This is a genomic window from Caloramator australicus RC3 (assembly GCF_000297115.1).
In the GTDB taxonomy this organism is placed as follows: Bacteria; Bacillota; Clostridia; order Clostridiales; family Caloramatoraceae; genus Caloramator; species Caloramator australicus.
On sequence record NZ_CAKP01000083.1, the window covers coordinates 1 to 11,888 of the forward strand.

At 28.3% G+C, this 11,888-nt stretch carries 13 protein-coding genes and 3 pseudogenes; 15 read left to right on the forward strand and 1 reads right to left on the reverse strand.

Annotation, left to right across the window (positions count from 1 at the left end; genetic code table 11):
- Window positions 1-547 precede the first annotated feature (547 nt).
- The 15 genes and pseudogenes from CAAU_RS15680 to CAAU_RS08335 all read left to right on the forward strand — a co-directional run bounded on the left by CAAU_RS15680 (window position 548) and on the right by CAAU_RS08335 (window position 11,118).
- Window positions 548-1,048 (forward strand): recombinase family protein, encoded by a 501-nt coding sequence (locus tag CAAU_RS15680; protein ID WP_008908992.1) that lies wholly within the window; start codon window positions 548-550, stop codon window positions 1,046-1,048.
- Window positions 1,049-1,075: 27 nt separating this feature from the next.
- Entirely contained in the window at window positions 1,076-2,131 is a 1,056-nt protein-coding gene (locus tag CAAU_RS08290; protein ID WP_008908993.1) for a recombinase family protein, read from the forward strand.
- A 215-nt stretch (window positions 2,132-2,346) separates the two neighbouring features.
- Complete coding sequence (locus tag CAAU_RS13945; protein ID WP_008908994.1) at window positions 2,347-3,168, forward strand: hypothetical protein; 822 nt, start codon at window positions 2,347-2,349, stop codon at window positions 3,166-3,168.
- Window positions 3,169-3,214: 46 nt separating this feature from the next.
- Window positions 3,215-3,928, forward strand: coding sequence for a hypothetical protein (locus CAAU_RS08300; RefSeq protein WP_008908995.1), 714 nt, complete (start codon window positions 3,215-3,217; stop codon window positions 3,926-3,928).
- Window positions 3,929-3,930: 2 nt separating this feature from the next.
- Window positions 3,931-4,605 carry an early set domain-containing protein gene (locus tag CAAU_RS08305; RefSeq protein ID WP_008908996.1) on the forward strand — a complete coding sequence of 225 codons (675 nt, stop codon included), beginning with the start codon at window positions 3,931-3,933 and terminating at the stop codon, window positions 4,603-4,605.
- A 404-nt stretch (window positions 4,606-5,009) separates the two neighbouring features.
- Complete coding sequence (locus CAAU_RS14630) at window positions 5,010-5,165, forward strand: hypothetical protein (protein WP_008908997.1); 156 nt, start codon at window positions 5,010-5,012, stop codon at window positions 5,163-5,165.
- A 228-nt stretch (window positions 5,166-5,393) separates the two neighbouring features.
- Window positions 5,394-5,561: a hypothetical protein gene (locus tag CAAU_RS14885; RefSeq protein ID WP_008908998.1), complete on the forward strand. Its 168-nt coding sequence runs from the start codon at window positions 5,394-5,396 to the stop codon at window positions 5,559-5,561.
- A gap of 324 nt (window positions 5,562-5,885) precedes the next feature.
- A pseudogene (locus CAAU_RS15430) lies at window positions 5,886-6,104 on the forward strand (recombinase family protein); the annotation flags it as partial.
- Window positions 6,099-6,779: a recombinase zinc ribbon domain-containing protein gene (locus tag CAAU_RS08315; protein WP_278244342.1), complete on the forward strand. Its 681-nt coding sequence runs from the start codon at window positions 6,099-6,101 to the stop codon at window positions 6,777-6,779. The pseudogene CAAU_RS15430 and the gene CAAU_RS08315, both read left to right, overlap by 6 nt.
- A 227-nt stretch (window positions 6,780-7,006) precedes the next feature.
- Window positions 7,007-7,174 (forward strand): hypothetical protein, encoded by a 168-nt coding sequence (locus CAAU_RS14635; protein WP_008909000.1) that lies wholly within the window; start codon window positions 7,007-7,009, stop codon window positions 7,172-7,174.
- A 344-nt stretch (window positions 7,175-7,518) separates the two neighbouring features.
- Complete coding sequence (locus CAAU_RS08320) at window positions 7,519-8,307, forward strand: hypothetical protein (protein ID WP_156792066.1); 789 nt, start codon at window positions 7,519-7,521, stop codon at window positions 8,305-8,307.
- Window positions 8,308-8,439: 132 nt separating this feature from the next.
- Window positions 8,440-8,628 (forward strand): hypothetical protein, encoded by a 189-nt coding sequence (locus CAAU_RS08325; RefSeq protein WP_008909002.1) that lies wholly within the window; start codon window positions 8,440-8,442, stop codon window positions 8,626-8,628.
- 477 nt (window positions 8,629-9,105) lie between these two features.
- Window positions 9,106-9,174 (forward strand): annotated as a pseudogene (locus CAAU_RS15210) (SEC-C metal-binding domain-containing protein); the annotation flags it as partial.
- 75 nt (window positions 9,175-9,249) lie between these two features.
- The gene (locus CAAU_RS08330; RefSeq protein ID WP_202801045.1) at window positions 9,250-10,047 is read left to right on the forward strand and encodes a hypothetical protein; all 798 of its coding nucleotides are present in this window, start codon (window positions 9,250-9,252) and stop codon (window positions 10,045-10,047) included.
- Window positions 10,048-10,611: 564 nt separating this feature from the next.
- Window positions 10,612-11,118: a hypothetical protein gene (locus CAAU_RS08335; protein WP_008909004.1), complete on the forward strand. Its 507-nt coding sequence runs from the start codon at window positions 10,612-10,614 to the stop codon at window positions 11,116-11,118.
- A gap of 352 nt (window positions 11,119-11,470) precedes the next feature.
- On the opposite strand, the pseudogene CAAU_RS14890 reads toward CAAU_RS08335, so the two are convergent.
- Window positions 11,471-11,888: pseudogene (locus CAAU_RS14890) on the reverse strand (transposase); the annotation flags it as partial.

Genomic DNA, 11,888 nt, shown 5'->3' on the forward strand with positions numbered 1-11,888 from the left:
ACAGCCATATTGAGTTGGATAGAAAGATGCTTCCCCTAAAAACAAATATTGATGAATAAAGTTAGAAAATTTGGATATAATCATAATTAAAGAACAACAAAATTTCAGATTTAGGGGAAAAGCTTATGTGGAGGTAGAGGGCTTTTCCCCTATATTTTTGTTGTTCAGTTTAATATGATTATTTGTAAAAAACTAAAAATTATGCATTGTTGAGGATAAAGAAATTTGACTTGAAAGAATGCAATTTATTTCATCCTTTAGAAACATGCGAGGTTAAAATAATTTGCATTTTTGAATTGATTTTTAGATGGAATAATGTGCTGTTTAACAATATGGTAAAGACACCTGCCAATCAAAGCAGATACCTGAAGATGTTTTAATAAAGTTAACTTTAGAATTATTAGGTTTAAATGAGTTTGATGAAAATATAATTTCTAAAAATATAAAAGAAATTAAAGTTTCAGGCCCAAGAAAGCTAACCTTTATTAAAAGTAATGGTGAAGAAATAGAGAAGGAATGGGATTATTAAAGAGGGAGGAGTTAGCCTATGGCAAGAACAGTAACAGTAATACCAGCAACAGCTTCAAGTGTATCTCCATTTCTTAAAACAAAAGTTCAGAAAAAAAGAGTAGCTGCATATGCAAGAGTTTCTACTGATAATGAAGAACAACTTCAAAGTTTTGAAGCACAGATGGACTACTATACAAATCATATAAAATCAAACCCTGATTGGATATTTGTAAATGTTTACACAGATGAAGGAATATCAGCAACAAGCACTAAAAAGAGAGATGGATTTAATAGAATGATAGAAGATGCTTTAAATGGAAAAATAGACCTTATAATCACAAAGTCAGTTAGCAGATTTGCAAGAAATACAGTAGATACATTAACAACAGTTAGAAAGCTTAAAGAAAAGGGTGTAGAAGTATATTTTGAAAAAGAGAATATATATACACTTGATAGTAAAGGAGAACTTTTAATTACAATAATGTCAAGTTTAGCTCAAGAGGAGAGCCGTTCAATAAGTGAAAATGTGACATGGTGACAAAGAAAAAGATTCGCAGATGGAAAGGTGAGTCTTCCATACAAGCATTTTTTAGGATATGAAAAAGGAGAAGATGGAGTTTTAAAGATTGTTGAGGAAGAAGCAAAGATTGTAAGGATGATATATAAGATGTTTTTAGAAGGCAAAACGCCATTAAGTATAGCAGAATATTTAACAGATAATAATATTCCAACACCAGCAGGTAAACATAAGTGGCATCAGAGTACAGTTTTAAGTATTCTTCAAAATGAAAAATACAAAGGTGATGCAATTCTTCAAAAGACTTTAACATTAGATTTTCTAACTAAGAAAAGAAAGAAAAACGAAGGAGAAGTTCCACAGTATTATGTTGAAAACAGTCACCCTGCAATTATACCACCTGAAGTATTTGATTTAGTTCAGACTGAGATAAAAAAGAGAAAAGAAGCAAAGGGTTATAAAACAGGAGGGAACTGCTTTTCAGGGAAAATTGTATGTGGTGAATGTGGAAGTTTTTATGGCAGAAAGGTTTGGCATTCTAATGATAAGTATAGAAGGGTGATATGGCAATGCAACTCTAAGTTTAAGAATGATAAAAAATGTACCACACCACATCTTTATGAGGATAAAATAAAGAAGGCTTTCGTTGAAGTATTTAATAGCTTGATTGAAAACAAGGAAGAAATTTTAAAAGGATATGAAGATGTATTAAAAGCCTTAACAGATACTTCAAAGCTTGATATGGAAAGTGTTAAGCTACAAAGTGAATTAGAAATAGTTACTGAAATGATTAGAAAATGTGTAGAAGAAAATGCCAATAAAGCTTTAAATCAAGTAGAGTATAACGAAAAATATGAGGCATTAGTTGAAAGGTATGAATGTATTAAAGAGGAACTTGAAAGGATAGAGGAGAAACGATTAGAGCAAAGTGTAAAGAAGGAGAAAATTTTAGAGTTTATTAACAAACTTGAAGCAAGAGATGAATTAATTACAGAGTTTGATGAGGAACTTTGGATAGGAACAGTGGATAAGGTGGTTGTAAGTAGAGAGGAGAAAATATCTTTTGTATTTAAGGATGGAATGGAAGTAGAATGGGATATATAAATAAGGTAGATAACACCCGCAAGGTTGTATAAGGTAATAGATGGCTTTGTGGGTGGTTTATCATTTTTTGAAAAGTATAAATGGATTTATTGGATTAAACACATGTAGAATTATGTAGTAATTAGTTGGAAAATTATTATTGACAGAATTGGTAGTGGGGGGGGGTAAAATGGTAATTAAGGGTAATAGATTCTGAATGGAAGGAGAGATAAACAATGCATGTAATTGAGTCCTCTGGAAGTAGATATAAGTACTCTACATATGTTAATACTTCTAAATCACAGCCTTCACAAAATGTCGCTAAGACGTCTAATCAAAACAAATCAGCAATAGTATCTTCAAATTCTGTAAGAATTGAGCCGTTTAAAATAGGTGGTTCTGCTTCAACAGTAAATTCAAAACAATTGCCTAAAATAACATTTGATTCTAGTCCTTTTAATCCAACAAAAGCTCCGGGTAGTTCTTTAGCAAATGTCGCCTCTGTAGCAACCACAAGTAAATATATAGATGCTTATGTTAATGATGGTTTTACTGTTAAAAAAGCAGGAGATTATGCTATAATAAAAGGAGCAAAAACAAGTTCTGCGATTGAAGAAGGGATAAAAGGAACAAGATATGCGATTAAAAATGCTGAAAAATATCCTCAAGTATTCAAATTTATTGATCCAAAGGTAGCTGTAAAAGAATCTTTTAATATGAAAACTGTTGGAGGGAAATTAGGAGTAATAAGCATACTTGCTGATACAGGTATAGATGTATATAGTGATATAAAAAATAAAGCAAGTGCAACAAAAATAACTGCAGATGTAGCAGTTGACGTAGCATTTGGAGCTGGCAATATAGCTGCAAGTGCAGCTTTTGGTGCATGGGTTGGTTCAGTAGCTCCGGGCCCAGGAAACGTCATAGGTGCCGCAGCCGGGGTTTTATTTGGTATGGGTTATACCGCCATAACTGAATCATTTAAGTATAACGGAACTTCAATCAAAGACGCATCTAAAAATGGATTAAATAATCTACTTGATAAAGTTACAAATTGAAATTGCAGGAGGGTGTGCATGTCCTCCAAATATAAGGAGTGAAATGATGGAAAACAATAATAGATTTCTAAAAGATTATTTACAGTTGGAACATCCATATCTTATTAAAAGTTATTTATGGGTTTGCATAATTGTAGTTAACTTTTTTGTTCTTGGAATTTCTTTTGTTCCACACATTGTATTAAATATGCAAGTAACAAAATTTGTATTTAGCATTTCACTTATACTTATTATATTTCTTGACATATGGGCATTTTATATAATGATGGATCCAAATAAAAGACAAAAACAGTATACACTTTTTACTGGGTTACAAACTCTAATTGCTTCAATAATTTTGTTGGTTGTTGCATTAGAATTTATAGGTTTACTCTTAGGTTTTTATCAATATATTTTGCCTTTAATAATAATTTATATTTTAATACTAGTTTTGGGGTTTAGATTTCATAAAAAAGCATTAAAAACTGGATACTATTATAAAAAAGGAGGCAAAAACAGCAAATCAGTTGCAATAATTTCAACATTTGCTGTTTTAGGAACAATATTTGGGAAGGTTTTAGCGAGAAGTGCTAATCAAGGGGGAGCTTATCTTATACTTGGTATTTGTTCATTGCTTCTTTCTTATATTCTCGAGCTCGGAACGCATAATTTATATAAATACTATTTGATAAACAAATATGAAGAATATGTAGAATTGTATGAACTACCTAAAAAAGATAAGAGTAAGAAGAAAACTAAAAGAATTAATGCTGGTGATTAAATATGATTCAAAAATTTTTATTTAGATTTCCTGATGCAAAAACAATTTCTTTAGTAGGTGATTTTAATAATTGGGATGCAAACCAAAATATTATGAAAAAGAATGATGATGGGATTTGGAGTGTTGATGTAGAAATAAATTATGGGTATTATAGATATAAATATTTAATAGATAGTTTATTTCTATTAAATGATCCTTTTGCTAATATGTATATTCCTGGTGACAATGGAGAATTATATTCTTTACTAATTATAAATGAAAACGGTGAAAGAATTATTAATACTGAAGAGTATAATGTGCATATTAAACAATATAATATTTGCGATAGAATTACCGAAGGTGTTTGTGAAAGCAATAAAAAATCATTTAACCAAACCGACGAAAAAATTGTTTGTAGATTGGAATTTACAAACGTAACAGGTATACATTCAACAAGTATGTTATGGTATAAACCAAATAATGAATTTTATTATATTACAGAAAATGTTTTATATGCTTCTGATGATGAAAATAACAAACCAATTATACAATGGTTTTGGATTGATATAAAAGATGGTATGCCACCAGGTAAATGGAAAGTAAAGTTTTATATTGATGGGGCATTTATCTTTGAAGATTATTTTATTATAAAACCAAGAGGATATGTATTTAATAATGGAAGGGTTTCATTTAAATGATGAAATTTAAAAGTAGAAAATTTTAAGGGTATTAAAAATTAAATTTGAATTGTAATGAGATAGGGATGGAAAAATTTAATTTTTAGGTTCATAAATTTTCAAACTTTGTATCAAAATCATCGTCAAAAGACATATTTGAACAACATATTATAGAAGCCTTGAGAAATCAGGGCTTTTTTGTTTTGTAGTGTAAATATACTTGGAGGCGATGGGAATTGGATAAAAAAATTATCACAAAAAGAAGGGAAGTAAGTGGAAATGAAGAATAAATTAAATAAGACATAATTTTATCTCTCCTTCAGAGGTATTATGTTTTTCCTATATATAAGATAACTTAAAGTGGAGATGAAATTCCAATATCATATAACTTGACAAAACTAAATGTTATAACAGGAGGAATTACGATGTTAAGTAAAAGAATTCATACTATAATGTGGATAGCTTTAATATTAATTATTTTATTATATGTTATACCAATACCAATAAATAAGACATTTGATGCTATAGAGATAAAACTTGACGATCCTTCCTATATTGTTCCTTGTAAAATTAAAGTTTAAGGAAAATATTATAAGAATTTATTTACCGATGATTTTTTCAATTTCAATGGTCATATTATTGTTTCTAATTATAAGCTTACAAATGAAAAAATGCGAAAAGTATATTTTTTAAAAGATGGTTGTCCTCTTGAATATTACTATGATACAGGACGATATGATAGTTATGGACACAAAATTTATGAAGAATATATTCTTGGGCATTTATATTCGAAGACTTGGTTTCGTAGTATGATTATAGGTGTTTTTAGAAACAATGCATTAAATAAAGAAGAGAATGGAAAAGTTAATAGTGATTGGGGAGGATGGAGTACTATAGATGGATACTGCATTGTTACAAATGCAACTACCAGAGAAGAGGCCATAAATATATTATTGAAAAATAAAGTTATTCCGTAAATAAATTAATCATCTTAATTATCAAAAATTAAGTGAATATATAGCCGTCCTCTTTGGTAAGATTAGGGAAATAACTTGATTATTGGGTAATATTTGAAAAATATATAATACTATATATGAGGAATGTTTAAATAAAGTTCGAATCATATAATTACCTAAAATAGTAATGCCAGTATCGTACCAACATCATCGTCCAAAGACACATTGAACAACACAATGATACAATAGATAGAAGCCTTGAGAAATCAGGGCTTTTTTTGCTTTTTTGATGCAAACATATCACATATATAGTTTGCCATATAAAAATTTTTAGAAAACAAAGTTCCAACACCAGCAGGTAAAGGGGTATGGCATCAAAGCACAGTATTAAGTATTCTTCAAAATGAAAAATATAAAGGTGATGCAGTGCTGCAAAAGAAGTTTACAGTAGACTTTCTTACAAAGAAGATAAAAAGAAACGAAGGGGAAGTTCCACAATATTATGTAGAAAACAGCCATCCTGCAATTATCTCACCTGAAGTATTTGATATGGTGCAGATGGAGATAAAGAATAGAAAAGGTGCAAGAGGGTATAAGACAGGTAGAAACTACTTTTCAGGAAAGATTATCTGTGGTGATTGTGGAAGTTTTTACGGCAGGAAGGTATGGCATTCCAATGATAAGTATAGGAAGATTATTTGGCAGTGCAATTCAAAGTATAAGAATGATAAAAAGTGCAAGACACCATTTATAAATGAAGAAGATTTAAAGAAGGCATTTGTAGAAGTGTTTAATGGGGTTATAAATAATAAGAAAGAAATATTAAAGGGTTATGAGGAAGTTATAAAGGAACTGATTTGTACAAAAGATTTAGATGATAAAATATGTGAGTTTGAAAAGAAAGCAAAAGAAATATTAGAAGAAATAAATAGATGTATTCGTGATAATGCAACCAAAGCACAGGACCAAGAGGAATATATGACAAGATACAATGCTTTAGTTGAAAGGTATGAGAGTGTTAGAAACGAAATTGAAAGTATTGAAAATGAGAGGTTCGAAAGGCTTGTAAAGAAGGATAGGATGGAGGAATTTATGAAGGTTTTAAGGGGTAGGGATGGGCTAGTAGATGAGTTTGACGGAGAGCTTTGGAATATGGTAGTTGAGGCAGTTAAGGTTTATGCAGATGGGAAGATGGTGTATGTGTTTAAGGATGGGATGGAGGTGGAGGTAAAGGTGTAGAGGTTACTACAGGAGAAAGGTTTACTTTGGTTTTTTATGATAAAAATTTAACGTTTATTAAAAATTATAAATAAGTATCTGCAAATTATTGATATTTAAGGTGAGTTTGAAAAGAAATTTATATCAAAATAATGTGCAATTAATTGTATTACTTTAAGCTGATGCAGAATTATGTCGGAATAAAATGAAAATTTTTTATTGACAGAAATGGAAGAGAGAGGGATAAAATGGTAATAGTAGGTAATAACTCGAGTTTTGGTTTAATTTATAATATTGACGAAGGGTGGAGTGAAGAAAAAATAAAAAATCTACGTCATAGAATTGATAGAATACTAAAACTTTTGACAATACCAAAGATTATAGATGGAGGTGTTATTGTTTTTGAATATTTATAACGCTTGGTAATCAAACTTTTATTCTATAAAAAAATTTAATTTACAAAACCATTAAAGGTAGGAATGCTCTTAAACTTTCTAAAGTATTTGTATATTGTAAATTTATAAGAAGAAATTTTTAAATGCAATTTTTATCGAGTTTATGTGTTGAGAAAAGTATGATTAAGCACCTTTATCTGCAAATAAAACGCCAATTTTAAAAGATTTAGCACATTTAATTTTATGTAATTGAGATCTGAAGGATAGAAAATTTTAAAAATTGCGTGAATGGAGGTTTAAAGAATGTAAATAAAAATGTTTGCAAAACTTTATCAATAATTAATCTAGTTATAATGTTTTTGATTATGAATATTACCTCTGTATTTGCTACAGCAAATACAGTTAAGTCTAATGAAATACTTAATTTGGAAAGAAAGCTTACAAATGCTGAAAACAAATTAGTTAAGTATCTAGAAAAGAATATAGGTAAGAAAGATACCAAATTAATAATTGAAGATTTCTTTAAATATGAATTGAATAATACTGAAAAATTGAGTAAAGATGATGTTATTAGATTAAATGAGATAGATAATCAAGATAAAGAAAATAAATTTAATTCCTATAATAATAAATTCTATTCAAATAAGATTAGAAAAACAGTACAAATAAGACAGGTAATTATAACTTTTTACAAGAATGGAACATTTTCGGTTGAAGATGTTAGTAAATATATATATACAAATAGAGTTGACTTAACAACTTCATCATTAGTAGCTTCTGTACCTTCTTCTGCAATCACTTCAACTAGTGGAACAGTTTGGGGACAGGCATATAAGGATTACTATTCATGGGTTGGAATATATGTATTTACTGTAGCTGTTGGTTCAAGTTTTGCATACAACGGACAATATGCTTCATATAATGGAAGTTTTAAAGCATATTATTTGAAGGGCCCTATACCTCTATGGCAGGTCAGTGACTGGACTTCCGGACATGGACCTGCTGGAAATAAATATGAAGCATATTGCTCCGGATACTTTCATATTGGATTCGAATATCAAGGAGTTGGATGGGTTATTCAAGATTTTTATATTCAACACAGAGTAACTTGTTCACCTACAGGACAAATTACACCAAGTTATATTATGATTTAATAAAGATAAGTAAAAAATTCATAGAAAATATAAAGTTATTGATATTAATGAAGGGATCGAATTGGAAATAGTAAAGTCCTATAGGCTATAGAAAAAATGTACTAGTTCAAATTATTTTTAGGAGGGCTTTTTATGAAACGTTTTATACAATTTACGGTAATTTACTCAATAATAATATTTACCATCTTTTTAATACAATTGACAGAAATAAACTTTTACATTATTATAAAAACCCTTGTTGGAACTATTATAGTGGGAATGATCTTTGCTGGTATAACTGTATTTATAAAAACAATGTTAAGAAATTCAAAAAATAAATAGTGAGAACAAAGCTGTTAAATGCTATAGTTTTTAAGGCGAAAAAAGTTATTAGAAAAATTTTTTATCTTATTTCAAATTTTTTCTAAGTTAATTTATATTGAGATGCATTACATTAAAAGCTTATGAGAAGTAAGCATACATTTTTGCAAAAATACTACACAATTAAGTGATATTAAATTTATTATTCCTATAAAAAACCGTTAAATTGTATCAACATCATCGTCCAAAGACATATTTGAACGATTCATTGATACGATACTTAGAAGCTCTGAGAAATCAGGGCTTTTTTCATAAATTGTAATTATGATGAAAGTCATTTCAGTATGAGTAGTGTTTTTATATAGAAAATAAGAAGATTGTTTTAAGAAAGTTTTATGTAATTAATGAATCCAAAGTTTACAATAATTCCCTTGATTTTTTAATTTTAGAGGTTTTATAATATGTTTATGAACTAAAATAAAAGGATGGTTGATTATGAAAGTAGGAAGAAATGATCCATGCCCATGTGGTAGTGGTAAAAAATATAAAAAGTGTTGTATAGATAAAATAAACCCAGAAGTGAGCTTTAATAATTTTAGAAATTTTCTTTTTGATTTTTGGTCATATAAAGAAGTAAAAGAAATGAGTAATGAAGAAATAATAGAAAAATTACAAAGCATAGGAATTATGTTTAATAAAGAAATATTTTTAAAAGATATAGAAAAATATTATTCTGCAGAGCAGATATCTGAAAATTGGTTTAATATTTTTAATGTGACAGCTAAAGGAAGAGATGAAGATTTTCCTTTTTTTGCGGCTTGGGTATTATGGGAAAGGCTTGCTCCAGAAAATGTTTTATCCATGGAGCAAATGGCAGATTTGATTGAAGAGGGGTATCAATATTTAAATGATAATAAATCAATTTTGGCATGCGATAAGTGGTTAAAAGTTTGGGAAGGGATAAAATATAGAATAAGAAAGGATTTTAACACTCTTGAATATTTGGATAAAGCGTATTGTGGAAGTTTTGATATTAGATACTTTTGTCAAGAGCTAGAGAGTGAGTTATATAATGCAGGAATTGATGATCCAAAATATTTTGAAATAAGGATTAAATATTGTAAAGAATTTCTACATTATTTTCAGAATGAAGACGAAGAATTAATTCATCAGATTAGGAGAGCAATAATTGAGTCTTTGGTTAGATTAAATAAATTAGAAGAAGCTAAAAATGAGTGTGAAAAATTAATATTAGATTTCCCTAAGAATCCTTGGAGTTATATTGCTTATGGGGATGTATATTGTTTGCATAAAAGTGAAATATATGATGCTGTTAAAGCAATAGAATTATACCAAAAAGGGCTTTCTGTAGCTACAGGGAAAGAAGAAAAAGAAATTATTAAGGAAAGATTAAAAAATTTAGGTAAATATAATTATTAATAAGAATATGAGTTAATTATTGACGATTTAGTATTAAAGCAATTTTTATGTATTTAAAATTTTAACAACTTCATATGTAGACTCTATGTAAATAGTTGGGGCGGGTATTCGATTAGAATGTCTATCCAATTTTGTTTGAGAGTGTTTTAGATATACAGGTTGGATGGGAGAGAGTATCCTATAAAAAATTTCACAACAAAAAAACCAACGGAAGTTGGATTTATAAAATGTTTCATCAAAATTGAATAACACATTGATACGATAGATAGAAGCTCTGAGAAATCAGGGCTTTTTTGTTTTGCAGTGCAAATATACTTGGAAGCGAGGGGAATTTAATATATAATTTTAGGAAAAAGAAGGAAAATAGGTGGATGTGTAGAATAAAGTAAATAATAGTAAGTAATTAATAATTCATATATAAAGAAGGAATTAACAATTAGGCAATGCGTAAGTAAATAGTAAAAAAATTAAGTTTCTGTGTCAACTATATTAACATAAGTCTCGAATTTTATTTTTAGAAAAAAGAAAAATTGCATAATTAATATGTTGTTTGGAGGTGTGAAAATGGAAGATCAATGTTATGAAATTTTATTTACATCAGAAATATATGAGAAATTTAATGATAAAATGGCTACTATTTCAGAATTAAAAAATTCTTATAAATCCATACCAAATGAAGGTGGGATATATTTTGTTATTAAACCCAAAGATTTTAAAGTAGAAATAATGGAAAAAACAACTGCAATAACTGAGTATAAAAATAAATCTATGTTATTTGATAAAAATCAATTAGTAAAAAAATTTGAGAAAAGTAATAAAATTATTTTATATATTGGAAAAGCTGACGGAAAGAAAAATACTTTGCAAAAAAGAATCAGACAATTAATAGAATATAGTTATGGCAAAGCAAAAAATCACCGAGGTGGTAGAGCTTTATGGCAAATTAAAGATAACAAAGATTTGTTATTAATTTATTTTGAAAATACAAATACCAGAAATTTAGAGAAAGAACTTCTAAAAGAATATAAAAGACGATTTGGCGAACTTCCTTTGGCTAATTGGAGAATATAGTGATTTGTTTGAAATTTATTATTATTATTACTCAGTAATGCCAATTTTAATTTCTTAAGCCTCCACTCAAATTACACCAGACCTATTAATAAAAGCATATTAACTAGATGTATTAGTTTTTACGGCTTTAAGATACGATCTTCAAAGAAGAAAAATTATTTAAGTATTAGAGATGAGCATAATTGATTAAAAAACAAAATTATTTATGTTAAATTGTTCTAACTTTTATGAAGTGAAGCTCAATTATTTTAAATTAAACTTAAATTAACACCAAAAAAGCAAAAAAAGGGTAGACTACTCCCTTGGTAAAATTGATGTTCAAAAAATTTAATTTAATTTTAATATAATTTATTTAGGCTGTTCTTCTAAATCCCGATAGGGATTTGTATTTATCAACGCAGCCAGATTTTATGGCAGCAATTGCAACAGTTAAAAGGCAAATGTGACCGATTGTATTCAAATTAGTAACAGAGTTAATATTTCTAACATAAGCTTGTTCTGTATTGAGATTTTTCCATCTAGAATTGTATCTTTCGGATTCAGTTCTTAGACTATATATTTTTTTAAAAAATATAGAATCACGATTTATAGAGGACCTATAATCAGTGCCAATAGTTATATATTTTACACAACCTCTGTTTTTCTTACCATTAAAGTATTTTTCATGGTTACATGGGCATAGAGAGTCATCTTTAGAAGTTCTAAAAGGACAGCAAAACTTTTGCTTGATATATGAATCAAAATATTGTTTACCATCTTTATGCATTACT

Coding starts and splice junctions, on each gene's coding strand:
- CAAU_RS15680 (WP_008908992.1), top strand. CDS start 548: ATGGCAAGAACAGTAACAGTAATACCAGCAACAGCTTCAAGTGTATCT.
- CAAU_RS13945 (WP_008908994.1), top strand. CDS start 2,347: ATGCATGTAATTGAGTCCTCTGGAAGTAGATATAAGTACTCTACATAT.
- CAAU_RS08300 (WP_008908995.1), top strand. CDS start 3,215: ATGGAAAACAATAATAGATTTCTAAAAGATTATTTACAGTTGGAACAT.
- CAAU_RS08305 (WP_008908996.1), top strand. CDS start 3,931: ATGATTCAAAAATTTTTATTTAGATTTCCTGATGCAAAAACAATTTCT.
- CAAU_RS14630 (WP_008908997.1), top strand. CDS start 5,010: ATGTTAAGTAAAAGAATTCATACTATAATGTGGATAGCTTTAATATTA.
- CAAU_RS14885 (WP_008908998.1), top strand. CDS start 5,394: ATGATTATAGGTGTTTTTAGAAACAATGCATTAAATAAAGAAGAGAAT.
- CAAU_RS08315 (WP_278244342.1), top strand. CDS start 6,099: ATGGAGATAAAGAATAGAAAAGGTGCAAGAGGGTATAAGACAGGTAGA.
- CAAU_RS14635 (WP_008909000.1), top strand. CDS start 7,007: ATGGTAATAGTAGGTAATAACTCGAGTTTTGGTTTAATTTATAATATT.
- CAAU_RS08320 (WP_156792066.1), top strand. CDS start 7,519: ATGAATATTACCTCTGTATTTGCTACAGCAAATACAGTTAAGTCTAAT.
- CAAU_RS08325 (WP_008909002.1), top strand. CDS start 8,440: ATGAAACGTTTTATACAATTTACGGTAATTTACTCAATAATAATATTT.
- CAAU_RS08330 (WP_202801045.1), top strand. CDS start 9,250: ATGAGTAATGAAGAAATAATAGAAAAATTACAAAGCATAGGAATTATG.
- CAAU_RS08335 (WP_008909004.1), top strand. CDS start 10,612: ATGGAAGATCAATGTTATGAAATTTTATTTACATCAGAAATATATGAG.